26 protein-coding genes are annotated in these 25,882 nt (G+C 72.1%); 14 read left to right on the top strand and 12 right to left on the bottom strand.

All coding sequences use genetic code 11. The features are described 5' to 3' along the window. Positions 1–40 precede the first annotated feature (40 nt). The 5 genes from AB0M82_RS33260 (at position 41) to AB0M82_RS33280 (ending at position 4,842) form a co-directional block, all read left to right on the top strand. The gene (locus AB0M82_RS33260; RefSeq protein WP_364730493.1) at positions 41–856 is read left to right on the top strand and encodes a PaaX family transcriptional regulator C-terminal domain-containing protein; all 816 of its coding nucleotides are present in this window, start codon (positions 41–43) and stop codon (positions 854–856) included. Then, complete coding sequence (locus AB0M82_RS33265) at positions 853–1,647, top strand: tryptophan 2,3-dioxygenase family protein (RefSeq protein WP_364730496.1); 795 nt, start codon at positions 853–855, stop codon at positions 1,645–1,647. Before AB0M82_RS33260 ends, AB0M82_RS33265 begins: the two co-directional genes overlap by 4 nt. Beyond that, entirely contained in the window at positions 1,644–2,837 is a 1,194-nt protein-coding gene (locus AB0M82_RS33270; RefSeq protein ID WP_364730499.1) for a kynureninase, read from the top strand. The genes AB0M82_RS33265 and AB0M82_RS33270 overlap by 4 nt, the downstream gene beginning before the upstream one ends. 122 nt (positions 2,838–2,959) lie before the next feature. Next, positions 2,960–4,033, top strand: a complete 1,074-nt coding sequence (locus tag AB0M82_RS33275; protein ID WP_364730502.1) for a Glu/Leu/Phe/Val dehydrogenase dimerization domain-containing protein — start codon at positions 2,960–2,962, stop codon at positions 4,031–4,033. Continuing rightward, the gene (locus AB0M82_RS33280) at positions 4,030–4,842 is read left to right on the top strand and encodes a serine hydrolase (RefSeq protein ID WP_364730505.1); all 813 of its coding nucleotides are present in this window, start codon (positions 4,030–4,032) and stop codon (positions 4,840–4,842) included. Before AB0M82_RS33275 ends, AB0M82_RS33280 begins: the two co-directional genes overlap by 4 nt. On the opposite strand, the gene AB0M82_RS33285 is transcribed toward AB0M82_RS33280, so the two are convergent. Next, on the bottom strand, positions 4,827–5,774 hold the full coding sequence (locus tag AB0M82_RS33285; protein ID WP_364730507.1) for a LysR substrate-binding domain-containing protein: 948 nt from the start codon (positions 5,772–5,774) through the stop codon (positions 4,827–4,829). The two genes, AB0M82_RS33280 and AB0M82_RS33285, sit on opposite strands and share 16 nt — an antisense overlap. A gap of 84 nt (positions 5,775–5,858) precedes the next feature. Between AB0M82_RS33285 and AB0M82_RS33290 the strand changes: the two genes are divergently transcribed. Continuing rightward, positions 5,859–6,785, top strand: coding sequence for an MBL fold metallo-hydrolase (locus tag AB0M82_RS33290; RefSeq protein WP_364730510.1), 927 nt, complete (start codon positions 5,859–5,861; stop codon positions 6,783–6,785). Positions 6,786–6,843: 58 nt separating this feature from the next. Here AB0M82_RS33290 and AB0M82_RS33295 read toward each other — a convergent pair whose 3' ends face one another. Together AB0M82_RS33295 and AB0M82_RS33300 are read right to left on the bottom strand one after the other, a co-directional pair. Then, the gene (locus tag AB0M82_RS33295) at positions 6,844–7,029 is read right to left on the bottom strand and encodes a DUF5302 domain-containing protein (RefSeq protein ID WP_364730513.1); all 186 of its coding nucleotides are present in this window, start codon (positions 7,027–7,029) and stop codon (positions 6,844–6,846) included. Positions 7,030–7,111: 82 nt separating this feature from the next. Further along, positions 7,112–8,068, bottom strand: a complete 957-nt coding sequence (locus AB0M82_RS33300; protein ID WP_364730516.1) for a winged helix-turn-helix transcriptional regulator — start codon at positions 8,066–8,068, stop codon at positions 7,112–7,114. A gap of 137 nt (positions 8,069–8,205) precedes the next feature. Here AB0M82_RS33300 and AB0M82_RS33305 point away from each other — a divergent pair, with 137 nt between their 5' ends. From AB0M82_RS33305 to AB0M82_RS33320, 4 genes are read left to right on the top strand one after another with little or no spacing between them, the layout of a single operon-like run. Next, positions 8,206–9,678 carry a carotenoid oxygenase family protein gene (locus tag AB0M82_RS33305; protein WP_364730518.1) on the top strand — a complete coding sequence of 491 codons (1,473 nt, stop codon included), beginning with the start codon at positions 8,206–8,208 and terminating at the stop codon, positions 9,676–9,678. Then, complete coding sequence (locus AB0M82_RS33310; RefSeq protein WP_364730520.1) at positions 9,675–11,372, top strand: class I adenylate-forming enzyme family protein; 1,698 nt, start codon at positions 9,675–9,677, stop codon at positions 11,370–11,372. Before AB0M82_RS33305 ends, AB0M82_RS33310 begins: the two co-directional genes overlap by 4 nt. Before the next feature lie 4 nt (positions 11,373–11,376). Continuing rightward, positions 11,377–12,570 carry an acetyl-CoA acetyltransferase gene (locus AB0M82_RS33315; RefSeq protein WP_364730523.1) on the top strand — a complete coding sequence of 398 codons (1,194 nt, stop codon included), beginning with the start codon at positions 11,377–11,379 and terminating at the stop codon, positions 12,568–12,570. Further along, positions 12,567–13,550 (top strand): LLM class F420-dependent oxidoreductase, encoded by a 984-nt coding sequence (locus AB0M82_RS33320; protein ID WP_364730526.1) that lies wholly within the window; start codon positions 12,567–12,569, stop codon positions 13,548–13,550. Before AB0M82_RS33315 ends, AB0M82_RS33320 begins: the two co-directional genes overlap by 4 nt. Positions 13,551–13,838: 288 nt before the next feature. On the opposite strand, the gene AB0M82_RS33325 is transcribed toward AB0M82_RS33320, so the two are convergent. Continuing rightward, a complete protein-coding gene (locus tag AB0M82_RS33325; RefSeq protein ID WP_364730529.1) occupies positions 13,839–14,708 on the bottom strand; it encodes an alpha/beta hydrolase in 870 nt (289 codons plus the stop codon). Between the two features lie 67 nt (positions 14,709–14,775). On the opposite strand from AB0M82_RS33325, the gene AB0M82_RS33330 reads away from it, so the two are divergent. Beyond that, positions 14,776–15,507, top strand: a complete 732-nt coding sequence (locus tag AB0M82_RS33330) for a TetR family transcriptional regulator (RefSeq protein ID WP_364730531.1) — start codon at positions 14,776–14,778, stop codon at positions 15,505–15,507. A 111-nt stretch (positions 15,508–15,618) separates the two neighbouring features. Here the strand turns inward: AB0M82_RS33330 and AB0M82_RS33335 are convergent, their stop codons facing one another. The 7 genes from AB0M82_RS33335 to AB0M82_RS33365 all read right to left on the bottom strand — a co-directional run bounded on the left by AB0M82_RS33335 (position 15,619) and on the right by AB0M82_RS33365 (position 22,433). Further along, complete coding sequence (locus AB0M82_RS33335) at positions 15,619–16,281, bottom strand: TetR/AcrR family transcriptional regulator (RefSeq protein ID WP_364730534.1); 663 nt, start codon at positions 16,279–16,281, stop codon at positions 15,619–15,621. Between the two features lie 304 nt (positions 16,282–16,585). Further along, entirely contained in the window at positions 16,586–17,884 is a 1,299-nt protein-coding gene (locus tag AB0M82_RS33340) for a HAMP domain-containing sensor histidine kinase (RefSeq protein WP_364730537.1), read from the bottom strand. 2 nt (positions 17,885–17,886) lie between these two features. Beyond that, positions 17,887–18,597 carry a response regulator transcription factor gene (locus AB0M82_RS33345; RefSeq protein ID WP_364730539.1) on the bottom strand — a complete coding sequence of 237 codons (711 nt, stop codon included), beginning with the start codon at positions 18,595–18,597 and terminating at the stop codon, positions 17,887–17,889. A 17-nt stretch (positions 18,598–18,614) separates the two neighbouring features. After that, entirely contained in the window at positions 18,615–19,298 is a 684-nt protein-coding gene (locus AB0M82_RS33350) for an IclR family transcriptional regulator (protein ID WP_364730541.1), read from the bottom strand. A 61-nt stretch (positions 19,299–19,359) separates the two neighbouring features. Then, positions 19,360–20,172 (bottom strand): sugar phosphate isomerase/epimerase family protein, encoded by an 813-nt coding sequence (locus AB0M82_RS33355; protein ID WP_364730544.1) that lies wholly within the window; start codon positions 20,170–20,172, stop codon positions 19,360–19,362. After that, positions 20,172–21,305, bottom strand: coding sequence for a DUF993 family protein (locus AB0M82_RS33360; RefSeq protein ID WP_364730547.1), 1,134 nt, complete (start codon positions 21,303–21,305; stop codon positions 20,172–20,174). The genes AB0M82_RS33355 and AB0M82_RS33360 overlap by 1 nt, the downstream gene beginning before the upstream one ends. Positions 21,306–21,392: 87 nt before the next feature. Next, positions 21,393–22,433, bottom strand: coding sequence for a LacI family DNA-binding transcriptional regulator (locus AB0M82_RS33365; RefSeq protein ID WP_364730550.1), 1,041 nt, complete (start codon positions 22,431–22,433; stop codon positions 21,393–21,395). A 241-nt stretch (positions 22,434–22,674) separates the two neighbouring features. Here AB0M82_RS33365 and AB0M82_RS33370 point away from each other — a divergent pair, with 241 nt between their 5' ends. From AB0M82_RS33370 to lpdA, 3 genes are all read left to right on the top strand, one after another. Beyond that, entirely contained in the window at positions 22,675–23,079 is a 405-nt protein-coding gene (locus AB0M82_RS33370) for a nitroreductase family deazaflavin-dependent oxidoreductase (RefSeq protein ID WP_364730556.1), read from the top strand. 94 nt (positions 23,080–23,173) lie between these two features. Continuing rightward, positions 23,174–23,938, top strand: a complete 765-nt coding sequence (locus AB0M82_RS33375) for a lysophospholipid acyltransferase family protein (RefSeq protein ID WP_364730558.1) — start codon at positions 23,174–23,176, stop codon at positions 23,936–23,938. 48 nt (positions 23,939–23,986) lie between these two features. Then, complete coding sequence (gene lpdA / locus AB0M82_RS33380; protein WP_364730560.1) at positions 23,987–25,378, top strand: dihydrolipoyl dehydrogenase; 1,392 nt, start codon at positions 23,987–23,989, stop codon at positions 25,376–25,378. On the opposite strand, the gene AB0M82_RS33385 is transcribed toward lpdA, so the two are convergent. Next, positions 25,368–25,814: a GNAT family N-acetyltransferase gene (locus AB0M82_RS33385; RefSeq protein ID WP_364730563.1), complete on the bottom strand. Its 447-nt coding sequence runs from the start codon at positions 25,812–25,814 to the stop codon at positions 25,368–25,370. The genes lpdA and AB0M82_RS33385 overlap by 11 nt on opposite strands. Positions 25,815–25,882: the final 68 nt, after the last annotated feature.

The raw sequence follows: 25,882 nt of genomic DNA on the forward strand, positions 1-25,882 counted from the left end.
AGCTACACCGCAGCGGCCTGAGGTGTATAGAGTTGCCGGCATGCCTGCCGCCGCCTTCGAAGCCAGCCCTCAAGAGCTGGTCGTGACGTTGCTGGGCAGCTACGTCCACCCGCGCGACAGCCGCCGGGTGTGGTCGGGTGGCCTGGTCGCGGTGCTCGCCGAGCTGGGCTTCTCCGACGGCGCGGCCCGGATCGCGCTGACCCGCCTGGTGCGCCGCGGCCTCCTCGCGCGGCACCGCGAAGGCCGCACCGTGCACTACTCGCTGACCCGGCGCACCGTCGCGCTGCTCGCCGACGGCGACCACCGGATCTTCTCCCTCGGCCGCCGCGAGCGCGTGGCCGGCGAGTGGACCGTGCTGTGGCAGAGCATCCCGGAGAGCCGTCGTCAGGCCAGGGAACGCCTGGTGCGGCGGCTGCGGTTCCTCGGGTTCGGGCCGTACCAGGACGGCACGTGGATCGCCCCGCACGACCGCGAAGCCGAAGTCGTCGCGCTGCTCGGTGAACTCGACGTCACCGAGCACGCCGGGCTGCTGCTCGGCCGGCCGTCGGCCGCCTTGGACGTCCGCCGGTTCGCCGGCCGGGCCTGGGACCTCGACGACCTGGCCGCGCGGTACACCGCGTTCGTCGACCAGTTCGGCGGGTGCGCGGGACGGAACCTGGCGGACGCCGAGGCGTTCGAGGTCCGCACCCGGCTGGTGCACACCTTCCGCGCGTTCCCGTCGCTCGACCCCGAACTGCCCGCCGACCTGGTGCCCGCGCCGGACCACCGGGCGGCCGCCGTCGAGTTGTTCCACGATCTGTACACCGCGCTCGCCGGTCCGGCGCAGCGCCATTTCGACGAGGTGACCCAAGGATGAACGAAACCAGCCAAGCGACCCAGGAGGCGCTGAGCTACACCTCGTACCTCGCGCTGGACGAAGTGCTCAACGCCCAGCGCACCCGGTCCGACGAGCACGACGAGCTGTTGTTCATCGTGATCCACCAGGTGTACGAGCTGTGGTTCAAGCAGATCCTGCACGAGGCCGCGTTTCTCCAGGAGAACCTGACCGAGGGCAACACCGCGCACTCGATCCGCGTCCTGCGCCGCATCCTGACGATCCTGAAGGTGGCCGTCGCGCAGATCGACGTGCTGGAAACCATGACGCCCAGCCAGTTCACGAGTTTCCGCGCCCGTTTGGACGCTTCGAGCGGCTTCCAGTCGGCCCAGTTCCGCGAGCTGGAAGCCGTGCTCGGGCGTCGTGACGAGCGGGTGTTCGCGCATTATCCCGAAGGCGGCGAGCAGCGGAAACGCATCTCCGAAGCGATGGCGCGGCCGTCGTTGTTCGACTCTTTTCTCGCGTACCTCAAGGCTTCTGGCTACGCGGTCGACTGTGAGCGAGACGTCACTCGACCGGTGGAGCCGTCCCCGGCCCTGCAGGCGATATTGCTGGACGTGTACAGCGACGACGGCGGACCGTCGGTCGTCGCGGAATGTCTGGTCGATCTCGACGAAGGGATGCAGGAGTGGCGCTACCGGCACGTGAAGATGGTCGAACGCACCATCGGCGACAAGACCGGGACGGGAGGATCATCCGGCGCGACCTACCTGCGTACCACGCTTTTCCAGCCGATGTTCCCGGATCTCTGGGCAGTACGGAGCCGACTGTGACCACCTTGGACGATCTGCGCGCGGACGACAACGCGCTCGCCCCGCACTACTCGCGCTTCGCGGTCCGGGAGCGGCTGCTGCTGTCCGGGCACTCGCACCAGGCGTGGCCGGACGTCGCGGAGGAGGGGCTGCTGGAGTCCTTCGCCGACGCCGCGCGTGACGTAGACGCCAAGTGGGAGCGCGCGTTCGCGAAGGCCGGTGAGCTGCGCGCGGGCTTCCGCCTGCTGCTCGGCGACCCGCACGGGGAGTACGCGCTCGGCGCGAGCACGCACGACCTGGTGCTCCGCTTCCTGTCGGCGATGGAGCTGCCGCGGAGGCCACGGCTCGTCACCACCGACGGCGAGTTCCACACGCTGCGCCGTCAGCTCGCCCGCCTCGAAGAGGAGGGCGTCGAGGTCGTGCGGGTGCCGCTCGATCCGGTGACCACGCTCGCCGAGCGCGTCGCCGGCGAGGTCGACGGCGACACCGCCGCGGTGCTGGTGTCGGCCGTGCTGTTCGAGACGTCGAGGCTCGTGCCCGGGCTCGCGCACCTCGCCGACGTCTGCCGCGACCGCTCGATCGAGCTCCTCGTCGACGCCTACCACGCGCTCGGCGCCGTGCCGTTCGCGCTGCACGACCTCGGGCTCACCAACGCCTGGGTGCTCGGCGGCGGTTACAAGTACCTCCAGCTGGGCGAGGGCAACTGCTTCCTGCGGCTGCCCGCGCACGCCCAGGAGCTGCGGCCGGTGATCACCGGCTGGTACGCCGAGTTCGGCGCGCTCGCCGACGAACGCGACCCCGGCAAGGTCGCCTACGCCACCGGCGGCGACCGGTTCGCCGGCGCCACGTACGACCCGGCCAGCCACTACCGCGGCGTTCGCGTCCAGCGGTTCTTCGTCGAGCAGGGGCTCACCCCGGAGTTCCTGCGCGAGGTTTCGCAGCACCAGGTCGGCCTGCTCGCGTCGGTGTTCGACAAGCTCGGTCTGCCCGAGGACGTCGTCACCCGCGACCGCGAGACGCCGCTCGGCCGGCTCGGCGGGTTCCTCTCCCTGCGGTGCGCCGACGCCGCCGGGCTTCAGGCGGCGCTGGCCGCCGACGGCGTCCGCACCGACAGCCGGGGCTCCTACCTGCGGTTCGGCCCGGCGCCATACCTCTCCGACACCCAGCTGGAGACGGCGATGAGCGCGCTCGGCCGCGTTGTGCGTGGCTGAGCCACGCCACTAGGTTGGTGCCGGGCACCCACCGGGCGGACGACCTCCGCACGCCGGGTCCCGACCACCCCGAAGCGCGTCCCGGCCACGAACCGGGCGCGGGAGACAAAGGAGTCACCACCGTGACCGAAGGAGTGTTCGCCCGGGGCACCGGGCACGAACAAGTCGTGTACTGCCACGACCAGGCCAGTGGCCTGAAGGCGATCATCGGCATCTACTCCACCGCGCTCGGTCCCGCACTGGGCGGGACGCGCTTCCATCCCTACGCCACCGAAGCGGACGCGCTCGACGACGTGCTCGCGCTGTCCAAGGGCATGGCGTACAAGAACGCGCTGGCCGGGCTCGACCTCGGCGGCGGCAAGGCCGTCATCATCGGCGACCCGAAGACGCTCAAGTCCGAAGCGCTGCTGCGCGCGTACGGACGCTTCGTGCAGTCCCTGGGCGGCCGCTACATCACGGCGTGCGACGTGGGCACGTTCGTGCGGGACATGGACGTCGTGGCCCGCGAATGCCGGTACGTCACCGGCCGCTCGCCCGAGGACGGCGGGGCCGGCGACTCGTCCGTGCTCACCGCGTTCGGCGTCTTCCAGGGCATGCGCGCGTCGGCCGAACACGTCTGGGGCAGCCCGGACCTGGCCGGCAGGCGCGTCGGCGTGGCCGGTGTCGGCAAGGTCGGGCACATCCTCGTCGGGCATCTCGTCGAGGCCGGCGCGCGGGTGACGATCACCGACGTCTGGTCGCCCGCCATCGAGCGGACCCGGTCGGCGTACCCGACCGTCCAGGTCGTGTCCGATGTGGACACCCTGCTGCGCACCGAGCTGGACGTCTTCGCGCCCTGTGCTCTGGGTGGCGTCTTGAACGACGAGACCGTGCCGGTGCTCGGCGCCCGGATCGTCTGCGGCGCGGCGAACAACCAGCTCGCGCACGCGGGCATCGACAAGCAGCTCGCCGACCGCGGCGTCCTGTTCGCGCCGGACTACCTGGTGAACGCCGGGGGCGTGATCCAGGTCGACGACGAGCGCCACGGCTTCGACTTCGACCGCGCGAAGCGGAAGACGACAGCCATCTACGACACCACAAAGGCCGTGTTCGCGCTGGCCGAGGCCGACGGCGTGCCGCCGGCGACGGCGGCCGACCGGCTCGCCGAGCGGCGGATGGCGGAGGTCGGGCGGCTGCGGTCCATCATGACCGGGTGAGTCCCGAAGAGATCTTCGCGGCGGCGGGTGTGCGGGGCTTCCTGCACGCCCGCCGTCTCGATTCCGAGGCTTCCGTCGGTGTCGACGCCGACTCGCTCGTCGTGCTGGCGTCGGTGGTGAAGGTGCCGCTGGTGCTGGAGTTCGCCCGGCAGGTCGCCGACGGCCTGCTCGACCCGGCGGACCGGGTGCGGGCCACGGCCGCCGACCGCCTCGGCGGCAGCGGTTCGGCGGGGTTCGCCGACGACGCCGAGTACAGCCTGCGGGACGCGGCGCTGCTGGCCCTTTCGGTGTCCGACAACACGGCCGCGGACCTGCTGTTCGACCGCGTCGGCGTCGAGAACGTGCGGTCCCTGCTGGCCGAGCTGGGCCTGACGCGCACGACGGTGATCGGCGCGCCGCGGGACCTGCTGCGCACGATCATCGAGGACGACGAGGCCGGGCGGCCGCTCCGGGCCTTCGATCCGGTGCGGACTTCCGCGAGTACGCCGCGCGAAATGACCCGGTTGCTGTCGGCGATCTGGCTCGACGAGGTCGGCGCCGCGGCGTGCGCCCAGGTGCGGGAGCTGATGGCGGCCCAGGTCAGCTGGCACCGGCTGACCGCGGCGTTCCCGCCGGAGGTGGCGGTGGCGGGCAAGACGGGCACGATGCCCGGGATCCGCAACGAAATCGGCGTCGCGAGCTACCCCGATGGGACGTCGTACGCGGTCGCGGTGTTCACGGTCGGCGGCGCGGAAACGCTGAGGCGGCCGGACATCGACCGCGCGATCGGGGAGGCGGCCCGCGCGGCGGTCGATCAGCTGCGCTCGTAGAAGACGTCCCACGGCCGCGCCCCACCCGGGTCCGGCGGCACGAGCCGCGACACCCCGTCGTCGCGGAGCACCTCCGCCGCGATCTCCGCCAGCTTCGCGGCCTGGGGGTGCGGGCTCGACGACGGCCACGCGAACGCCATCCGCGACCGCAGGACGTCGTCCGCGAGCGGCCGCCAGACCACCCGGGGTTCCTTGCGGGCGCGGGGTTCGAACGCGACGCCGTGACCGGCCAGGACCAGGCCGAGCACGAACTCGGGGTTGCGGGCGTGGCGGATGGACGCCGGCCGGAAGCCGTGGTCCCAGCACGTGCGCAGCAGCGCGTCGTAGCTTCCGGGCGCGGCGGCGCGCGGGGAATGAACCAGTCCTTCGCCCGCGAGGTCGGCCAGCGCCGGCGACGCCCGGCGGGCGAGCGGCGAGTCGCGGGGGAGGACGACGCCGAGCGGAGTATCGACGGCCGGGCCGAGGTCGAGCCCGACGACGTCCACCGGCAACTGCAGCAGACCCGCGTCCAGTTCGCGGCCGGCGAGCAGCCGCGCCTGTTCGGCGGTGGTCAGCTCCTGCAGGTCGAGCCGGACGGCAGGGTGCTGCTCCGCGAACCTCGTCAGCAGCGCGGCGAGCACCCGGCCGGGCAGCTCCGGTGGCACGCCCGCGCGCAGCGCGTCCAGCTCGCCGCGGTCGGCCTTCGCGACCAGTGCCGTCATCCGGTCCCAGCGGGCGAGCAGGTCCCGCGCTTCGGCGCGGAGCACTTCGCCGGCTTCGGTCAGCGTGACGCGGCGGCCGCGGTCGAACAGCTTCGCGCCCAGCTCGGCTTCGAGCCGCTTGACGCGCTGGCTCAACGGCGGCTGCGCGATGCCGAGCCGGTCGGCGGCGCGCCCGAAGTGCAGTTCTTCGGCGACGACGAGGAAGTACCGGAGCGAACGGAGGTGGTCCACGCAGCGACGATAGCCGCTCGCGTATCGACATGCCGACGTCTCGATCTTGGACAGCGCCGCGCGGTTCGTGGTCTGGTGCCCGGTATGAACAACGGATTCAGCAGACGGGGGCTCTTCGGGGCGAGCGCCGCGGCCGCGGCCATCCTGGCGGGCGCTCCGGTGGCAGCCGCCCGGGAGGCATCGGGGATGACGTTGCGGTGGTGGGGAAACAACAGCTGGGAGATCCGCGTGGGGACGAAGACGATCCTCATCGACCCGTGGCTGACGAGGTTCAAGACGGGGACGTACACCCCGGCGGGCGCGGACCCGCGCACGCCGCTCTCGGTGAACCGCGCGTTGATCGACGGGTACCTCGACCGAGGTTTGCGGGCGGACCACATCCTCGTCACCCACGGCCACTACGACCACCTCACCGACGTCCCCTACCTGGCCAAACGCACCGGAGCGACGGTGTTCGGCACCGAGACGCATTTGAGTCTCATGGCGGCGCTGGGGGCGCCGGAAGATCAGCTGGCGGTCGCGAGCGGCGGGGAGGACCTGACGTTCGACGGCTACTCGATCCGGATCCTCCGGTCGCTGCACTCGGCGACCGGCGACCGGGCGCAGGTGGCGTTCCCCGGCTCGCGGCCGCTGTCCCGCCGCGACCGGCCGTGCGTCATCGAAGACCTGGTCGAGGGGGGCACGCTGGCTTACCAGGTGACCGGCGGCGGGGCGAGCGTCCTGGACTTCGGCGGGTCGAACTACATCGAGTCGGAGCTGGCGGGGCTCCGCCCGGACGTGGTGCTGCTGCCGCCCGGCGGAACCAAGGTGACGCAGTACGTGCCGCGGCTGCTGCGCACGCTCGGCCACCCGCGGTACGTGGCCGCCACGCACTGGGACGACTTCGACCTGCCGCTGGGACAGGCGAAGGACCCCAACGGTGGCCTGGAAATCCTCCGCAAAGCGGTCGCCGCGGCGAGCCCGGGCAGCGAGTTCGTGGTGCTGGACCACCTGGGTTCGTTCGTACCGTGAACGCTCTGAAGGCCACCGTCAGGGCAGTGCCCTGACGGTGGCCTTCGAGAGTCGATCCTCAGCCGCTCTTGCGGCGGAACGTCCGCTTGTTCGCCGCGGGGCCGTGGGCGTGCTGGTTCTTGCCACCGGCGTTCTCGTGGGACGCACCGGACCGCGCGTGGGCCTGCTTGCGCTCCAGCGCTTCCCGGAACTTGCGTTTGACGTCGTCCTCCTCGCCGCTGGGCGACGAATCCGGTTCACTCATTCTTACCTCCGAAGATGACGACGTGTGACTGCTCCAGCCTGGCATCGGCCGGAGCGCTTGGCGAGTCGATTTGCTCACGTTGTCAGCGTTTGGGCGACGGCACGCCGCCGAACTGTACCGACTTCCGGGTCAGCGGGCGGCCGCAGTGGTCGCACAGCAGCATCGGCCGCAGCCGGTTGCCGCATTCGACGTGGTGCAGCGTGATGTCCGGCTCCTGGCCCACCACCTCGAAGCCGCGCGACCACTCGGCGATGAACGCCAGCGCCGGGAAGAACGCCAGCCCCTTCGCCGTCATCCGGTAGTCGCGCGCGTCCGTCCGCGTGGCCGCCGTGCCGGTGCGCAGCACGCCGACCTCGACCAGCTTGGTCAGCCGGCCCGACAGCACGCTCGGCCCGATGCCCAGCTCGCGTTCGAACTCGGAGAAGTGCCGGCAGCCGAGCAGCGCCGACACCAGCAGGCCGGTCGACCACCGGTCGCCGAGCAGCTCCATCGTGTCGGGGAAGAACATCAGCGGGTCGCCGGCCAGCGACTCGGCGTCCTTGCGGCGGAAGCGCTTGGACGCGGTCGCGGCGGCGACGCCGGTGCTGTCGAGGCGTTCGGCGCGGACGTCACGCGCGTCGACCCGGCGCCCGCAGGCGGCGCAGCCGAGGGGTGCTGATGTAGCCAGCTCACAGTCGAGGTGGATCAGCGTCGGCAGCACCTCGCGGCGGCCATCGACCCACTCGCGTTCCCACGCCCAGATCGAGATCAGCAGCGGCCACAGCTCCAGGCCGCGCTCGGTGAGCCGGTACTCGTGGCGGGTGCGGCGCGCGTCCCGGTACGGCACGCGCGTGAGCATGCCCGCGTCCACCATGTCCCGCAGCCGCCCGGACAACGCGGTCGGCGAGATGCCCAGCCGCAGCCGCAGTTCCTCGTAGCGGCGGAACCGCAGGAACAGGCTCTGCAGGATGAGCAGCGTCCACTGGTCGCCGACCAGTTCGAGTGCTCTCCGGAGCGGATCACCCGCCGGCCGGATGCGGTGTGCGGTCGCTTCGGTCACCGGTTCCCCCTCGTTGCGTGCGGCCTCAGCGTATACCTGACTACACCAAAAGAAGCCTATTGACACCTGGGTACACAAATCATAGTCTCATCCCCATCAGCCAGCGCGGTGAGCCCGAAGACCCAGGGAGCAGCCCGATGAGCAGGACCTCCGAACAGCCGCTGATGGTGGCCCGGACGGCGGGCACCGGCGAGGCCAACCCCTACCTGCTGGGCGTCTACGCCCCGGTCAGCACCGAGATCGACGCCGCAGACCTGCGGGTCATCGGCGAAATCCCGAAGGACCTCAACGGCGTCTACCTGCGCAACGGCCCGAACCCGCGGTTCGCCCCGGAAGGCCGCTACCACTGGTTCGACGGCGACGGCATGATCCACGCCGTCCACCTGGAGAACGGCAAGGCCCGATACCGCAACCGCTGGATCCGCACGAAGGCCTTCGAGGCCGAGTCCGAGGCGGGCAAGGGGCTCTGGACCGGCGTCATGGAGAACCCGAAGGACAACCCGTTCGGCAACACGCACGGCCTCGGGCTCAAGGACAACGCCAACACCGACGTGATCTTCCACCGCGGCCGCGTCCTCGCCACCTGGTACCTGTGCGGCTCGCCGTACTCGGTCGACCCGCTTTCGCTGGAGACGCTGGGCGCCGAAGACTTCCTCGGCACGCTGGTCGGCGACATGATGGCCCACCCCAAGGTGGACGAGGCGACCGGTGAGCTGTTCTGGTTCGACTACGGCCCGCGCCCGCCCTACCTGCGCTACGGCGTGATCAGCGCGGACGGCAAGGTCGTGAACACCACGGCGATCGACCTGCCGGGCCCGCGCCTGCCGCACGACATGGCCATCACCGAGCACTACGCGGTGCTGATGGACCTGCCGCTGGTCCAGGACCTGGAAGCGGCGAAGCTGGGCCGCCACAAGCTGCACTTCGACCGCTCGATGCCGAGCCGCTTCGGCGTCCTGCCACGCTACGGAGACGGTAGCCAGATCCGGTGGTTCGAAGCGAGCCCGTGCTACATCTACCACGTCGTCAACGCCTGGGAGGACGGCGAAGAGGTCGTCCTCGACGTCTGCCGCGTGCAGAAACCGGCGCCGCGGCCGGACGCGCACACCCCGCTCGCGAAGATGCTGTCCTACCTGCGGCTGGACGCGTCACTGCACCGCTACCGCTTCGACCTGCGGACCGGCGGGTGCCGCGAGGCGCCGCTCGACGACGGCAACACCGAGTTCCCGACCGTCGACGCCCGCGGCGTCGGACGGCGGAACCGGTACTCCTACACGGTGCACATCTCGCCCGAGTCGACGCTGAAGTTCGACGGGCTCGTGCGCCACGACAATCTTGCCGGCTCCAAGACCGAATACCGGTTCGGTCCCGGCCGGTGGGGCAGTGAGGCTCCGTTCGCACCCCGCGAAGGAGCATCCGTCGATTCGGCGGACGGTTATCTGGTGACGTTCGTGCAGGACGAGCGCGAGGGACGCTCGGAACTGGACATCTTCGACGCCGCCGATCTCGCTGCCGGACCCGTGGCCAGGGTCCTGCTTCCCCAGCGTGTCCCGCTCGGTTTCCACGCGACGTGGGTCCGGGCGGACCAGCTGGACACTCTCCGCGCATGAGATGCCATCGAGAGGGTCGCGCCCGGGACTTCCGGGCGCGGGGATGGTGGAGTGCGGAGACGATCGACCGGCTCGTGAAGGAGCGGGTAGGTGCCGACCCGGAGGGGCTCGCGCTGGTCGATCCACCGAACACCACCGCACTGGTCGGACGCGACCCGGTGCGGTGGACCTGGAGCCGGCTCGACGAACGCGTCGACGTCCTGGCCGCGTTCCTGCTCGCCAGAGGGGTGCGAGCAGGCGACGTAGTGGCTGTGCAGCTGCCGAACTGCTCGGCCCTGGTTCAGGCGTTCCTCGCGATCGTGCGGATCGGCGCGGTCGTCACCCCGTTCCCGGTGTCCTACCGGGAACACGAGATGGTTCCGATGTGCCGGCGCACCGGGGCCGTCGGGGTGATCACCGCATCCAGATACGGCGAGCACCCGCTCGCCGGGGCGGCCCTTGGGCTAATAGGCGCTTCGGCGCTGTCGGTCCGGTTCGTCGTCGCGAGGGGGGACGACGAACCGGCCGGCGCCCTGGCCTGGCCCGAAGACCCGCTGGACGCGGCCGGGCGATCCACTTTGGACGAATATCTCGGGACGCTCGAAACCGACGTGAACGACTGCGTGACGATCTGCTGGACGTCCGGTACCGAAGCCGAGCCGAAAGCCGTTCCGCGCTGTCACGGCGACTGGCTGGCGACGGCCGCGGGCTGCGTCCAAGCCGCGGGGATCACCCGCGACGACGTCCTGCTTTCCCCGTTCCCGATGACGAACATGGCCGGCATCGGCGGGATGTTCCTGCCGTGGCTGCTGACCGGCGCCGTGTTCGTCCCGCACCACCCGTTCGACCTGCCGGTGTTCCTGGGCCAGCTCGCGGCCGAGCGCGTGACGTACACCCTCGCGCCGCCGGCACTGCTGACCATGTTGCTGCACAACGAAAAGATCCTGTCCGGAGTGGACATCGCGGCCCTGCGGAAGATCGGGTCCGGGTCGGCGCCGCTCTCGCCGTGGCTGGTGCGCACCTGGGCCGAGCGCCACGGCATCGACATCATCAACTTCTTCGGCTCCAACGAAGGCACCGCGCTGCTGTCCGGCCCGGTGGACATCCCGGACCCGGAGCAGCGGGCGAGCTACTTCCCGAACTACGCCTCCGACGTCACCTGGTCGACCCCGGTCGCCGGATGGACGTCGGTGCGGCTGCACGACCCGGTCACCGGCGAGCAGGTGACCGGACCCGGGCGCCCCGGTGAGCTGCGCATCGCCGGGCCGACGGTGTTCGCCGGGTACCTGACCTCGGTGGGGGAGCCCCTGGACACGTCGGCGTTCGACGAAGACGGGCACTTCCGCACCGGCGACGTCTTCGAGATCGCCGGGCGGCGCGGGGAGTTCCTGCGGTACGTCGACCGGGCCAAGGACCTCGTCATCCGCGGCGGGATGAACATTTCGCCCGCCGAGGTCGAGGGTCTGCTGGCCGGGCACCCGGACGTCGCCGACGTCGGGGTGGTCGGCGTGCCCGACGAGGTCATGGGGGAGCGGGTGTGCGCGGTCGTCGTGCCCGGCGCGCGCAAGCCGTCGCTCGAAGAACTGGTCGCGTACCTGCGCGAGCGCCAGGTGGCCGCGTTCAAGCTGCCGGAACGGCTCGAGTACGCGGAGTCCTTGCCTCGCAACCCGGTGGGGAAGATCCTGAAGCGGCGGCTGCGGGAAAGCCTGGGGTGAGGCCATGACGGTGTTCGTGCTGGGCGGAGCGCAGACGGACTTCGCGCGTAACTTCGCGAAGGAAGGGCGCGGGATCCTCGAGCTGTTCGCCGAGGTCGTGCCCGATGCCTTGGCCGACGCCGGCGTGAGCGCCGAAGACGTCGAGGTCGCACACGTCGGGAACCTCGCGGCGGAGCTGTTCACCGGCCAGGCCCAGCTGGGCGGGGTGCTGGTGGCCGCGGTGCCCGAGCTCGACGGCGTGCCGAGCACCCGGCACGAAGCCGCGTGCGCGTCCGGCAGCACCGCGGTGCTCGCCGCGTGCGCCGACCTCGAGGCGGGCCGCTACGACCTGGCGCTGGTCGTCGGGGTCGAGCTGATGCGCAACACCGACGGGCAGCGCGCCGCCGAGCACCTCGGGTCCGCCGCGTGGGCCGGTCACGAGGCGGTCGAGGCGAAGTTTCCGTGGCCGGCGCTGTTCGCGGAGGTCGCCGACGCCTACGACGCGCGCTACGGCCTCGAGCACGTACACCTCGCACTGTTCGCCGAGCACGCTTTCGCCCGGGCGACGCGCAATCCGCTGGCCCAGGCCCGCGACTGGCGCTTCCCGGCCGGCGCGTTCGGGCCCGACGACGCCCTGAACCCGGTCATCGAGGGCCGCCTGCGCAAGCAGGACTGCGGCCGGATCACCGACGGCGCCGCGGCGGTCCTGCTGGCTTCGCCCGCGTTCGCCGAACGGCTCGGTGGCGGCTTTCCGCGCATCGCGGGCTTCGGGCACCGGACCGCGCACATCGGCCTCGCCGGGAAGATCGCCACCGAGGGCGAGTACCTGTTCCCGCATCTGCGCGGCGCGGTCGTCGACGCCTACCGGCGGGCGGGGGTCGCCGGCCCGGACGCGCTCGACGTCGTCGAGCTGCACGACTGCTTCACGATCACCGGGCTGGTCGCCCTGGAACACCTCGGGGCCGCGCCGCCCGGCGACGGCGGCCGGTTCGTCGCCGACGGCGGGCTCGACGCGGCCGGGATCAACCCGGGCGGCGGTCTGATCGGCCTCGGCCACCCGGTCGGCGCCACGGGCGTCCGCATGCTGCACGACGCGGCCCGGCAGGTGACCGGCACGGCGGGCGAGACACAGGTGGAGGGCGCGCGCACGGCGTTGACGCTCAACGTCGGCGGCTCGTTCACCACGGTGGTCACCATGATCGTGCGGGCTTCCGCATGAGGCTTTCGGTGTCGCTGGGCCTCTGGCAGGACCGCCCGCCGGAGGAGGCACTGGAAACCGCGCGCGCCGCCGAGGCGGCCGGCTACCCGGAGCTGTGGATCGGCGAGATGGCGACGTGGGACGCGTTCGCGCTCGGCACCGCGATCGGCGCGGCGACCTCGCGGATCTCGCTCACCTTCGGGCCGCTGGCCGTGACCGTGCGGGATCCGGCGATGATCGCCATGGGCGTCGCGTCGGTGGCGGCGCTGACCGGCCGATCGACCGGGGTCGCCCTGGGGACGTCCAGCGACGTCGTGGTGCGCGGCTGGCACGGCCGCTCCCGTGACCGGGCGGCCACGGCCCTCGAAGAGTCCGCGATCGCCGTCCGGCAGCTGGTCTCGGGCGAGAAGTCCACTGTGGACGGAGTGGTGGCGGGTTCACGGGGCTACCGGTTGCGGCTGGCGGCCCCGAAGTCGCCGTTGACCATCGCCGCGTTCGGTCCGCGAGCCCTCGACATCGCCGCGCGGCACGCCGACCGGATGGTGGTCAACCTGGTCAGCCCCGCCGCCGCGGCGACGTTGGTCCGCGGCCTGCGGGAAGCGGCTTCGCGGGCGGGCACCACGCCACCGCCGGTGGCCGCGTGGGTGGTCGGAGCCGCCGACCCGGGCCCGGCCGAGATCGAGCAGCTGCGGCGCGGCGTCGTCGGGTACCTCGCCGCACCGGGCTACGCGGACATGTTCCGCGCCGAAGGGTTCGGCGACCTCGTCGACTTCGCGCGCGGCCGCCCGCACCCGCGCGAGCTCCTGGAAGCGGTGCCGGTCGAGGCCATCGCCGCGGTCGGGCTGCTCGGTTCCCGCGACGAGATCGCCGTGAAGATCGGCGACTACGCGGCCGCGGGCGTCGACGAACTGGCGATCGTCCCGGCGACCGGCGACGAGGACCCGGGCGGCGCGAAAACCCTCGCCGCGTGTCGATCCGCCGCCGGCTCGTTCGACGTGTAGGCATGACGGAACCCATCGCTACCAAGAACCTCGACCAGTACGGGTCCGCGGCGCTGCCGTGGAGCAGGGCTACCGAGTTCCGCCTTCAATCACGCGAGTTCCGGCTCTGATCACGCGAGTTCGGTGTACCGGAACGGACGACTCGCGTACCCGGAGGGTCGGTTCGCGTACCCGGAGGGTCGGTTCGCGTACCTGGAGGGTCGGTTCGTGTGATCGGGCGCGGAACTCGCGTGATTGAAGGCGGAACTCGCGTGATTGAAGGCGGAACTGGGCGCGTGGCCCGGATCTTCAGGCCCGGGCCGCGACGCGGGCGATCGCGTCGGCGAGTTCCGGCCAGACCGCGCGCGGGAGGTTGTGTCCCATGCCCGGGAGCACGACCAGCTCCGCGTCCGGGATGGCCTCCGCCGTCGCCTTGCCGCCGCTGACGTTGACCAGCGGGTCGGCGTCGCCGTGCACGACCAGCGCGGGCAACCGGACCGAGCGCAGCCCCTCGGTGCGGTCGCCGGAGGCGACGACGGCCGCGGCGTGGCGCAGCGTGCCGACGGGGTGGCGGGCGCGGTCGTAGTGCAGTGCGGCCTTGGCCAGGAGGAACGCCTCGTCGTCCGGGTAGCCGGGGGAGCCGAGCCGCCGGTAGCCTTCGACGCTGTCGGCGATGGCCTGCTCGCGGGTGTTCGCCGGCGGGCGCGTCAGCAGCGCCAGTGCCCACGGCTCGGCCTGGCCGACCGCGCGGTCGCCGGTGGTCGACATGATCGAGGTGACGCTGAGCAGCCGGTCCGGGTGGTCGATCGCCAGCTGCTGCACGATCATCCCGCCCATCGACGCGCCCACGACGTGGGCCTTCGCGATGCCGAGCGCGTCGAGGAGCCCGACGGCGTCGTCGGCCATGTCCGAAAGCCGGTACGGCGCGGTCGACAGGTCACCGGCGGCCAGCGCCGCCAGGTCGGGCGGTGGCAGGTGGTCGAGCCAGGTGGAGAGCCCGACGTCCCGGTTGTCGTAGCGCACCACGAAGAACCCGCGGCCGGCGAGCAGCGCGCAGAAGCCGTCCTCCCAGGTGATCATCTGGGCGCCGAGGCCCATCACCAGCAGCAGTGCCGGGTTCGCCGGGTCGCCGAAGGTGTCGTACTCGAGCTCGAGACCGTTCGCCTGTGCGCGTGCCATACCCCGATCCTGCCGTACCCGCGCGGACCTGGCATCGGCCCGGCTCGTGCGGTTACCGTTACGCCCCATGCCGACCTCATCCTCGGGTACCGGACAGCGCCCTCGGTCACGAGCCGCGGCTGGACTGCCGGCGCTCACGGCGGACCGGATCATCTGCGCCGCGATGGCCCTGACCGGCGAACGCGGCCTCGACAACTGGACGTTGCGGGAGCTCGCCCGCTCGGTCGAGGCGTACCCGGCGGTGATCTACCACCACGTCGGCGACCGGGACGCGGTGGTGAACGCCGTCGTCGACCGGGTGGTCGGCCTGCTGGAGCTGCCCGACGAGGGCCTGCCGTGGCAGGAGTGGTTCACCGAACTGCTGGCCGGACTGCGCGCGCTGCTGCGGACCTACCCGGGCTGCGCGCGCCGGCTCGCGCTGTTCGGCCCGTCGGTGAAGGCGGCCACGCGCAGCATCGACGCGGGGGTCGGCGTGCTGCTGGCCGCCGGGTTCGGCCGCGAAAGCGCGCTGGCCTACCACCTGCTGCTGATGACCGCGTGCCAGTTCGTCGCGATGGAGGACGACCGCGAGGGCGCGCTCGCGCTGCGGATCGACAACACCGAGGAGTACGCGACCTACCGGGAACGGGCCGACCTGCCGGGGATGGCCGAGCTGGGTGTGGCGATGCACGACCTGATGGGCGATCCCGACCTCGCCGCGGGGTACTACGCGCAGCTGTACGACTACGCCGTTCGGCGGTGTCTCGACGGACTCGACCACCGGCTGGCCGAACTTCGCGAATCAGGCCCTCAGGGTTGACAGCGACTTGACAGTGCTCCGGCGTACCGTGGGCGTGCGTCGGTGGTTCGCCCACCGGCCCGAAGCCCCCGGTGCCCTCCTCCCCCTCGTGGCGCCGGGGGCTTCGGTCTGTCATCCACCGCACTGGCGCGGCGCCGGGGCGGCGGCGCGCGGCGACTCTTCGTGGATGGCCGGGAAGATCTCGCCGACGAGGGTGACGAGCGACTTGGACAGCAGCAGGTGCACCTGGTCCCGCGTGAGCGACCGGCGCACGAGCCATTCCCGGCCCGCCGACTTCACCATCCCGCCGAACGCGCGCACGAGCGCGTTCAGCTCCGGCCCGTGTTCGCTGTCGCTGGAGAGCCCGACGGCTTCGAGCACGCGGTCGGCGGACTCCCGGTCGGCCTCTTCGAGGATGCGCTCCACCTCGAGGTCCCGGCCGATGCCTTCGGGCGCGATCGCGGCCAGCCACATCCGCTCCTGGCTGGTGACCATGTCGAGGAACCACTCGATGGCGACGTCGGCCCGCAGTTCCAGCGGCCCGTCCGGCAGGATTTCCACGGCCAGCCGCGGCACGGTCAGCGCGCGGCGGATGATTTCCAGGTACAGCTCGCGTTTCGTGCCGAAGTAGTGGTTGATCAGACCCCGCGCCACCCCCGCCGCGGCGGCGATGTCCGAAGTGGACACTTCGGAGTAGGGGCGATCACCGAACAGCCGCGCCGCGCAAGCGTAGATCTGTTCCTTCCGTTCGTCCGGTTCCAGTCTTCGCCATCTCGGCGCCGGCTCGGTGTTCATGGCCCCATAGTCGCATGACGCGTTGCGCCGGGCAGCTCAGTCCGCACGTTGCCGTACGTGGTCCCACGATCGGGGCACGGCCGGTCCGTCAGAGTGACGGTATCGGCCATTCCCACCCCGAAACAGCGCAAGGAATCGCCGGTGATTCCTTGCGCGGCAAGCACAGATCACGGCGAATGGTCCCGTGCGCCGAGGGGAATCACGCGTGTCCAGCGGGGCATCACGCGTGATTCCAGGGGCATCACGGGCGATGCCCCTCCAGACACGGGTGATGCCCCTCAGGACACGGGTGATGCCCGGTTCGTCACGCCGGGGCGGCCGGGCCGTCGGCGGGCAGCAGCAGGGTGAACGTGGGCGGGTCCGGCCGGCTCAGCCGCAGCCGCCCGCCTTCGGCCTCGGCGAGGCTGCGCGCGAGCCGCAGGCCGATCCCGTGCCCGCGGGGCGCGGTCGCGAACGGGTCGGTCTCACCCAGATCGGGGCCCTCGTCGGCGACGTCGATGGCCAGCGCGTCGCCGGCGTCGCGGGCCACCACCGTGACGGTGCCGCGCCCGTGCGTCGCCGCGTTGTCCAGCAGCACGCCGAGCACCTGCCGGACCGCCGCGGCCGCCGCGCGCGCCGGGGGCGGGTCCTGCCGGATGATCCGCAGCGTCCGCCCGTGCGGCTCGAGCAGGGCCTCGCCCGCCTGCCGGACCTGGTCCAGCAGCGTGTCGAGATCGAGCCCGGCCCGCGGTGCCCGGCGCTCCCGGCCCAGCGCCAGGAGGTCCTCGATGGTGCGTTCCAGCCGGTCGGCGGACGCGATCCCGGCGCGCAGCGCCGCGTACGGGTCCGCGGCCGGCGTTTCCAGCGCGGCTTCGAGCTGCAGGCGCAACCCCGTCAGCGGGGTCCGCAGCTGGTGTGACGCCTCCGCGGAGAACGCGCGCTCGCGCTCCAGGGTCTCGCCGATCCGGGCCGCCGTGGCGGCCAGCGCCTCGCCGACCCGGTCGATCTCGGCGATGTCCGTGCGCGGCGGCCGGGCGGTGAAGTCGCCGTCGCCGAGCCGCTCGGCCGCGGCGGCGAGCTCTTCCAGCGGCCGCACCAGCCGGATGGTGGACCGCCGGGCCATCAGCCAGCTCACCCCGGTCGCCGCGACCGCGAGCCCGGCCATGCCGACCCAGGTCAGCACGATCCGCAGCCGCAGCTGAGCCAGCGGCAGCGCGGCGCGGACCACGCCGGTCACCCGGGAGCCGCTGACCACCGGCACCGCCAGCGCCATTTCGCCGTCTTCGCGGCCGACGACGACGTCCACCTTGGCGTTCGCCGCCTCCCGCTCGACCGGGCCGGCGACGGCGGGGCCGCGCCCGGCGAGCAGCCGCCCGTCCGGGGCGTAGATCCCGACCTCGCCCCCGGCTTCGTCGTCATCCTCGTCGAGGGGCGGCACGATCGGCGTCCGCCCGGCATTCAGGTCTTCCGACACGGCGAGCGCGGTGGCGTCCGCGGCCCGCTCCAGGTCGCTCTTCGTGTCGTCGTGGTAGTACTGCCACACCGCGATGCCCAGCGGCAGCGCGAACAACACGGTCGCGACCAGCGCGGCCAGCACCGTCAGCGAGGTGATCCGACGGCGCACGGCTACCCTTCGGCCGCGGTCCGGGCGGGGTCCTCGAGCCGGTAGCCGTGCCCGCGCAGGGTGGCGATCCGGGGAACCTCGGCTTCGGGCCCGGCGGCCGCCGTGAGCTTGCGGCGCACCGCCGCGATGTGCACGTCCAGCGTCTTCGTCGAGCCGTACCAGTGCGCGTCCCAGACCTCGGACATCAGCGTCTCGCGGCTGACCGCGACGCCGGGCTGCTCGGCGAGGCGGGCGAGCAGGTCGAACTCCTTGGCGCGCAACACGACCTCGCGCCCGGACAGGGTGGCGCGGCGGCCGGCGATGTCGACGGTCAGCCCGCCGATGGTCACCGGCGGCCGGGCCCCGGCCGGCGCGCCGCGGCGCAGGTGCGCCCGCACCCTGGCCAGCAGCTCGCCCAGCCGGATCGGCTTGGTGAGGTAGTCGTCGGCGCCGGCGTCGAGGCCGACGACGACGTCCATCTCCTCCTGCCGGGCGGTGAGGATGACCAGGACCGCGGCGGGCAGCGCGGTCCGCAGGCGGCGGCAGAGCTCGACGCCGTCCAGGTCGGGCAGGCCGAGATCGAGCAGCACGAGGTCGAAATCGCCGGCTTCGGCGGCCAGCTCGGCGCTCCGGCCGTCGCGGCGCCAGCACACCTGGTAACCGTGCAGTCGCAGGGTCGATTCGAGCACGCTGCCGATCGCCGCGTCGTCTTCCACCACCAGCAGGTTCGGCATGCGGGGAAGCCTACGGTCTACTCCGGCCGGGCACCGAAACCGATCCGCGAAATATGCTGTGCGGCTTCGGTCACGGCTTCGGTCATCCCGGCGACCTCGGCCTCGCCGAACCGGCTGGTCGGCCCGGTGACGGTGAGCGCGGCCAGCACGCGCCGTTCGCCGTCGTGCACCGGCGCGGCCACGCTGGACGCGCCCGTCTCCGGCTCGCCGTGGCTGACGGCGGCGCCATCGGATCCCTCGTCGCCGGCGAGGACCCGGCCGGCGGCCCCGCACGCCAGCGGCAGCTCGTCACCCACGCGGCCCACGTGCCGGATGGCCCGCGGCCCTTCCTGCCGGGCCACGCAGACCAGCACGGTGGTGCCGCGCACGTAGAGGTTCACCGTTTCGCCGCAGCCGGCCGCCAGCTCGCGCAGCACCTGGCGGACCGGCTCGGGCAGCTGCCACGCGGTGTTCGCCAGCTGTGCCCAGCGCAGCATGCCGGGCCCGACGGTGATCCGCCCGTCGGGGCGCGTCCAGAGCAGGCCGCGCTGCTCGCAGGTGGCGACCAGGCGCAGCACCGTCGTCTTCGCCAGGCCGCTGGCCGTGGTGAGGTCCTTGACCGCCCAGGTCCGGTGCTGCTCGGTGAACAGGGCGAGCAGGTCGAAGGTGCGCAGCACGCTCCGGACCGCTCCGTCGTCGCCGTGCTGGTCTTCCACCTTCATCGCCCCGACCTCGCACCGGATGAGCCGCCAGATGGTCCCAACGTACCGGCGTGCGGACCCCTCAGGCCACGTGACGCTCGAACGCCGCGACGGTCTCGGCGAGCACCTCCGCGCCCGGCCGGGCCCACAGCCCGGCGTTGAACACCTCGACCTCGATCGGGCCGGTGTAGCCCGCGGCCTCCACGCAGGCGCGCAGGTGCCGGTGGTCGATCGGCCCGTCGCCCGGCAGCGCGCGGCCCAGCAGCGGGTCGGGCAGCGGCACGAGCACGTCGCACACGTGGAACCCGGCGATCCGGCCGGCCGCCGCGGCGATCGACTCCTCGATCCGCGGGTCCCACCAGACGTGGAACTCGTCCACGATCACCCCGACCTGCTCGGCCGGGTGCTCCCGGGCGATCGCCAGCGACTGGTCCACAGTGGACAGCACGGACCGCTCCGCGCACTGCATCGGGTGCAGCGGTTCCAGGCCGAGCCGCACCCCGCGTTCCCCGGCGTACGGCGCGAGCTCGCCGACGGCGTCCGCCACCCGCTGCCGGGACGCCGCGAGGTCGTTGCCGGCGATCCCGCCGACGACCAGCACGAGGACGTCGGCGCCGAGCGCCGCGGCTTCGTCGATCGCCTCGCGCGTCCGCGCCACACCGTCCACAGGGGACCCTTCCGGTGTCACGCCGGTGAAGAACCCACCGCGGCACAGCGACGAAACCCGGACCCCGTGCTCCTTGAGCAGGCGCGCCGCCTCGTCGACGCCGGTTTCGGCGACCTTGTCGCGCCACAGCCCGATCCAGCCGACGCCCGCCTCGGCGCACCCGGCCACCGCTTCGGGCAGCGACCAGGCCTTGGTGGTGATCTGGTTGAGGCTCAGCCGGGCGTCCATCACGCCACCCCCGCGACCTGCAGCAGCGGCCGCATCCGGGCCACCGCGAGGTCGGGGTCGGCGAGCACGCCGGCCTCGTCGGCGAGCCGCAACAGCGTGGCGAGGTGGGTGATCGTGCGGGCCGACTCCTGGCCGGCGATCATCCGGAAGTGCCGCTGGTGGCCATTGAGGTAGGCCAGGAAGACGACGCCGGTCTTGTAGTGCCGGGTCGGCGCGCGGAAGATCTCGCGGGCCAGCGGCACGGTGGGGTCGAGCAGCGCGTGGAAGCCCGCCCGGTCGCCGTCGTCGAGGCGGGTCAGCGCGGCCGCGGCGACCGCGGCGAGGGGGTCGAAGATGCCGAGCAGGGCTTCGCTGTGGCCTTGGTCGTCCCCGGCGATGAGCTCCGGGTAGTGGAAGTCGTCGCCGGTGTAGCACGCGACGCCCGCGGGCAGCGCGCGCCGGAACTCGGCTTCCACCTCGGCGTCCAGCACCGAGATCTTCACCCCGGCCACGGTGCCGGCGTGCTCGGTGCAGAGCGCCACCAGTTCACGGGCCGCGGCGCGGACGTCTTGGTGGCCCCAGTAGCCGGTGAGCGCCGGGTCGAACTGCTCGCCCAGCCAGTGCAGCAGGACCGGGCCGCTCGCCTCGGACAGCAGCTTCCCGTAGGCGGCGTGGTAGTCGTCCGGGCCGGTCGCCGTCGCGGCCAGTGCCCGGCTGGCCATGACGACCGGGACCGCGCCCGCGCCGGCGACCAGGTCCAGCTGCTCGCGCCAGGCGTCCACAATGGACGTCGCGGTGGCCGGCCCCGGCGGCAGCTGGTCGGTGCCGACCCCGGCGACCCACCGCCGCCCGGCCGCGATCGCGCCGGTGCGGCCGACCAGGTCCTTCGTCGTGGCCCAGTCGAGGCCCATGCCGCGCTGCGCGGTGTCCATCGCCTCGGCGACGCCGAGCCCACACGACCAGAGGTGCTCGCGGAAGGCCAGCGTTGCGTCCCAGTCCACGGTGTAGGGCTCGTCGGCCAGCGCGTCCGCCACGACGTGCGCGGCGGCGTAGGCGACCCGCGACGCCGGTGGCGTCTTCGGTGGCGCGGGGAGCGGTGGCCCGGACGGCGACCAGTTCAGCAGCCCGCCGCCGGGAACCGGGAGCACGAGCATCGGTGACCTCCGCGAGAGAGAGTAAGAAAGCGCTTTCTCAACCCACGGTAAGGCCTGTGCCGAAGTGCGACAAGGCCTACCCGCGCCTCAGCGCTTGGGACGTCCGGTGCTTTCGCGGAGGACGACTTCGCCGGAGAGCCGGACCGTCCGCGGCCGGGTGCCCGACGAGCCCTTGATCGCCAGGTCCATCGCCCGCTCGCCCAGTTCCTCGAGCGGCAGCCGCACCGTGGTCAGCGCCGGCGCCAGGTCGCGGACCACCGGGATGTCGTCGAAGCCGGCCAGCGAAATGTCGCCGGGAACGGCCAGGCCTTCCTCCCGCAACGCCGTCATCGCGCCGATCGCCATCACGTCGGTGACGGCGAAGACGCAGGTCGGCAGCTTGCGCTTGCGGCCGGCGATCATCCGCTTCGTCGCCTCGTAGCCGCCGTCGCGGCTGAACGCGGCCTCGAAGACGTCGTCCTCGCGCAGTTCGATGCCGTGCGCGGCGAGCTCGTCGGAGAAGCCGGCCACCCGGTCGATCACGGTGCTCAGCCGCCGCGGCCCGGCGAGCACGGCGAACCGCTTGTGACCGAGCCCGACGAGCGCCTTCGCCAGCGCGGCGGCGCCGCCCTTGTTGTCCGGCTGCACGGTGTCGATCTTGAGCCCGCGGTGGCGGCTGACCGCCGCGACCTGCCCGCCGCCGCGGCGGTAGGGCTCCAGCTCGGCGGCCATCGCGCGTTCCCACGCCCGGTCCTCGAACGCCGAGCCGATCAGCAGGATCGCCGCCGCCCGCTGCGCGCGCAGCGTCGAGACGTAGGCGACCTCGCGGTCCGGGTCGCGGAACGTGCCGGCCAGCATGACGAGCAGCCCGTTGTCGGTCGCCACCCGCATCACGCCGCCGGCGATCGCGGCGAAGTACGGGTCGCTGACGTCGTGGCAGATCACGCCGACCGTGCGGTGGGTGCCGCCGGCGAGGGCCTGCGCGTGCGCGTTCGGGGCGTAGGCGAGTTCGGCCGCGGCGGCGGAAACCCGCTCCCGGAGGTCGGCGCGGACGGACGCGGTGCCGTTGAGCACCCGCGACGCCGTGGCGAGCGAGACGTTCGCGCTGCGTGCCACGTCTTCCAGTGTCACGTGCGGCCGGGCCTTCATGGCTCCTCCAAGATCGGTTTCGGGCGTTCCCGTGTGCTCGGTCGGTGCAATCTACTGGGAGGAGCACGGAAACGGAGCAGCCGCTGCTCGGCGACGGTACCCCGAACGAGTGAAAAGTTCCGGGAAGAGCGGCGGCGGCGTGTTTGTTGTTGCCCAGCAGAACCCTTGTCTGGTGAGCCCGCCACGCTGGACCTGTTCCGTGGTGAGCCCGCCACACCGATGACCGCGAAAGGAACCACGCATGCTGTTCGGTGACGAGCACGTCCGCCGCTACGAGGAGACCGATGGCGAGGTCGGCCACGACTGGCAGGAAGGCGTCCCGACGCTGGTCCTGACCACGAAGGGCCGCAAGACCGGTCAGGACCGCAAGTTCGCCCTGATCTACCAGGAGATCGACGGCAACCCGGTGATCGTGGCCTCGAAGGGCGGCGCGCCGAACCACCCCGGCTGGTACTTCAACCTCGTCGAGCACCCCGAGGTCGGCGTGCAGGTCAAGGCGGACAAGTTCACGGCCCGCGCCCGCACCGTCTCCGGCGAGGAACGCGCGAAGCTGTGGGACAAGCTCGCCGCCGTCTGGCCGGACTACAACTCCTACGCCGAGAAGACCGACCGCGAGATCCCCGTGGTCGTGCTCGAGCGGCAGTGACCTTCTCCCGGTGACCCCCTTCTTGCTGTGATCTACGCCGCGTTCGGCGCGCGGCGGGGACGATCCGGCCGGTCGTCGGCTACGAATGACAGTCATGACCGACCGCTGGACCGCCCTGGAAACCGAGGGTGAGCTGCTGACCCGGCGCCAGATGATCGCTTACGGCCGGCGCTTCGCCCGCGCCGGCCGTGGCGCCTGGTACAGCCTCGCCATCGAGGTGGTCTGGCAGTTCCTGGTCCAGTCCACCCGGTTCCGCGTGCGGGGCGCGCGCCACCTGCCTCGCGACGGCGGAGTCGTCGTGGCGTCGAACCACCTGTCGTACGCCGACCCGGCGACGCTGACGGCGTTCTGCCTCGCCGCCGGCCGCGTGCCGCGCTACCTGGCGAAGGCGTCGCTGTGGAAGCTGCCGGCGGTCGGCTCGGTGATGCGGTCCGGCCGCCACATCCCGGTCTACCGCGGCGCCGCGACGGCGTCGGAGGCCTACCGCGACGCCGTCGCGGCGGTGCGGGCGGGCGAGTGCGTGGCGATCTTCCCCGAAGCGACGTTCTCGAACGACCCGGACGGCTGGCCGATGCGCGGCAAGACGGGCGTCGCGCGGATCGCGCTGGAGACCGGCGCCCCGGTGATCCCGGTGGCCAACTGGGGCACGCACCACCTGCTCCCCGCGACGGCGTGGCTCCCGCGCGGCCTGCCCCGCAAGACGGTGGACCTGGTCGCGGGGCCGCCGGTCGACCTGTCCGACCTGTACGGCAGGCAGCTCACCCGCGAGGTGCTCGAGGAGGCGACGGCGCGGATCATGGCCGCGGTCACGGACCTGCTCGGAACGCTCCGCGGCGAACGCCCGCCGGTCGCCGCCTGAGGCCCGGGTCACGCCGCCCCGGCCTGCCGAAAGGGGTAGCTTCGGGGCATGAGTGCACAACACTTTGATGTCGTCGTGCTGGGGGCCGGGGTCGGCGGCTACGTCGCGGCGATCCGCGCGTCCCAGCTGGGGCTGAGCACCGCGGTGGTCGAGGAGAAGTACTGGGGTGGCGTGTGCCTGAACGTCGGGTGCATCCCGTCGAAGGCGCTGCTGCGCAACGCCGAACTGGCGCACGTCGTGACGCAGGAGGCGAAGGCGTTCGGCATCTCGTCCGACAGCCCGATCCGCGTCGACTACACGGCCGCCTACGAGCGGAGCCGGAAGGTCGCCGACGGGCGCGTCAAGGGCGTGCACTTCCTCATGAAGAAGAACAAGATCACCGAGATCGACGGGCACGGCACCTTCGTCGACGACCACACCCTCGAGGTGAACGGCTCGCAGGTGACGTTCGACCACTGCGTCATCGCGACGGGCGCGACCACGCGGCTGCTGCCCGGGACGTCGCGCAGCTCGCGCGTGGTGACGTACGAGGAGCAGATCCTCTCGAGCGAACTGCCGTCCAGCATCGTCATCGCCGGCGCGGGCGCGATCGGCGTCGAGTTCGCCTACGTGCTGCACAACTACGGCGTCGACGTCACCATCGTCGAGTTCCTCGACCGGATGGTGCCGCTGGAGGACGCGGACGTGTCGGCGGAGCTGGCGCGCCGGTACCGCAAGCTCGGCATCAAGGTGCTGACGTCGACCCGCGTCGAGTCGATCGACGACTCGGGTTCTTCGGTGCGCGTGACGGTGTCTTCGGAGAAGGGCGGCGAGCAGGTCCTCGAAGCGGACAAGGTCCTGCAGGCCATCGGCTTCCAGCCCCGGGTGGAGGGCTACGGCCTGGACAAGACGGGCGTCGCGTTGACGGACCGCGGCGCGATCGCGATCGACGGCCGCGGCCGGACGAACGTCCCGCACATCTTCGCCATCGGTGACGTGACGGCGAAGCTGATGCTGGCGCACGCGTCCGAGTCGATGGGCGTCGTCGCGGCGGAGACGATCGCGGGCGCGGAGACGATGGAACTCGACTTCCCGATGATCCCGCGCGCGACCTACTGCCAGCCGCAGATCGCGAGCTTCGGCTGGACCGAGGAGCAGGCCCGCGAGAAGGGCTTCGACGTCCAGGTCGCGAAGTTCCCCTTCACGGCCAACGGCAAGGCCCAGGGCCTCGGCGACCCGGGCGGCTTCGTGAAGCTGATCAGCGACGCCAAGTACGGCGAGCTGATCGGCGGGCACCTGATCGGCCCGGACGTCACGGAGCTGCTGCCGGAGCTGACGCTGGCCCAGCAGTGGGACCTGACGGTGCACGAGGTGGCGCGGAACGTCCACGCCCACCCGACGCTGGGCGAAGCGGTGAAGGAAGCGATCCACGGCCTCGCGGGGCACATGATCAACATGTAGGGACGTCGAAGCGGAGCTCCGGCCGGTCCCAGCGCACCTTCGGCGGTCGCGCCGGGATCGTGCCGGTGCGCCGCGCGCCCATCCGGACGTAGAAGTCCGCCGCCGGTGGGTGCGAGACGACGCGCACGCTGTCCATCCCCCGGCGGCCGGCTTCGCCGAGCATGTGCGCGATCAGCCGCGCGCCGATGCCGAGCCCCTGTGCTTCGTCGGCCACGAAGAGCAGGTCGAGCTCCGCGGCCGGCAGGGCGTAGAAGCCCAGGATCTCGCCGTTCCTGGTGGCCGTGAACGTCGGATTGGCTTCGACGTACCCGGGGGCGATGGTGTAACCGTCCAAGATGGACGCGTATTCGCCTTGGTAGGCCGACGACGCGTGCATCAGGGCGGTCAAGGTGCCGGCCTGGGTGGCGGTGGCGCGGCGGATCTTGATTTCTGCCATGCCGTGGACCGTACGGCAGGGCACCGACGATTTCCGTCCGCTGCGCGGTTGACCTCCAGTGCGCTTGA

This window comes from Amycolatopsis sp. NPDC051128 (assembly GCF_040682715.1).
Classification (GTDB): Bacteria; Actinomycetota; Actinomycetes; order Mycobacteriales; family Pseudonocardiaceae; genus Amycolatopsis.

Bases quoted from the DNA above. Each gene is read 5' to 3' on its own strand.
- AB0M82_RS33260 (WP_364730493.1), top strand. From the start codon at position 41: ATGCCTGCCGCCGCCTTCGAAGCCAGCCCTCAAGAGCTGGTCGTGACG.
- AB0M82_RS33265 (WP_364730496.1), top strand. From the start codon at position 853: ATGAACGAAACCAGCCAAGCGACCCAGGAGGCGCTGAGCTACACCTCG.
- AB0M82_RS33290 (WP_364730510.1), top strand. From the start codon at position 5,859: ATGAACAACGGATTCAGCAGACGGGGGCTCTTCGGGGCGAGCGCCGCG.
- AB0M82_RS33295 (WP_364730513.1), bottom strand. From the start codon at position 7,029: ATGAGTGAACCGGATTCGTCGCCCAGCGGCGAGGAGGACGACGTCAAA.
- AB0M82_RS33305 (WP_364730518.1), top strand. From the start codon at position 8,206: ATGAGCAGGACCTCCGAACAGCCGCTGATGGTGGCCCGGACGGCGGGC.
- AB0M82_RS33310 (WP_364730520.1), top strand. From the start codon at position 9,675: ATGAGATGCCATCGAGAGGGTCGCGCCCGGGACTTCCGGGCGCGGGGA.
- AB0M82_RS33315 (WP_364730523.1), top strand. From the start codon at position 11,377: ATGACGGTGTTCGTGCTGGGCGGAGCGCAGACGGACTTCGCGCGTAAC.
- AB0M82_RS33320 (WP_364730526.1), top strand. From the start codon at position 12,567: ATGAGGCTTTCGGTGTCGCTGGGCCTCTGGCAGGACCGCCCGCCGGAG.
- AB0M82_RS33325 (WP_364730529.1), bottom strand. From the start codon at position 14,708: ATGGCACGCGCACAGGCGAACGGTCTCGAGCTCGAGTACGACACCTTC.
- AB0M82_RS33330 (WP_364730531.1), top strand. From the start codon at position 14,776: ATGCCGACCTCATCCTCGGGTACCGGACAGCGCCCTCGGTCACGAGCC.
- AB0M82_RS33335 (WP_364730534.1), bottom strand. From the start codon at position 16,281: ATGAACACCGAGCCGGCGCCGAGATGGCGAAGACTGGAACCGGACGAA.
- AB0M82_RS33345 (WP_364730539.1), bottom strand. From the start codon at position 18,597: ATGCCGAACCTGCTGGTGGTGGAAGACGACGCGGCGATCGGCAGCGTG.
- AB0M82_RS33350 (WP_364730541.1), bottom strand. From the start codon at position 19,298: ATGAAGGTGGAAGACCAGCACGGCGACGACGGAGCGGTCCGGAGCGTG.
- AB0M82_RS33355 (WP_364730544.1), bottom strand. From the start codon at position 20,172: ATGGACGCCCGGCTGAGCCTCAACCAGATCACCACCAAGGCCTGGTCG.
- AB0M82_RS33360 (WP_364730547.1), bottom strand. From the start codon at position 21,305: ATGCTCGTGCTCCCGGTTCCCGGCGGCGGGCTGCTGAACTGGTCGCCG.
- AB0M82_RS33365 (WP_364730550.1), bottom strand. From the start codon at position 22,433: ATGAAGGCCCGGCCGCACGTGACACTGGAAGACGTGGCACGCAGCGCG.
- AB0M82_RS33370 (WP_364730556.1), top strand. From the start codon at position 22,675: ATGCTGTTCGGTGACGAGCACGTCCGCCGCTACGAGGAGACCGATGGC.
- AB0M82_RS33375 (WP_364730558.1), top strand. From the start codon at position 23,174: ATGACCGACCGCTGGACCGCCCTGGAAACCGAGGGTGAGCTGCTGACC.
- lpdA (WP_364730560.1), top strand. From the start codon at position 23,987: ATGAGTGCACAACACTTTGATGTCGTCGTGCTGGGGGCCGGGGTCGGC.
- AB0M82_RS33385 (WP_364730563.1), bottom strand. From the start codon at position 25,814: ATGGCAGAAATCAAGATCCGCCGCGCCACCGCCACCCAGGCCGGCACC.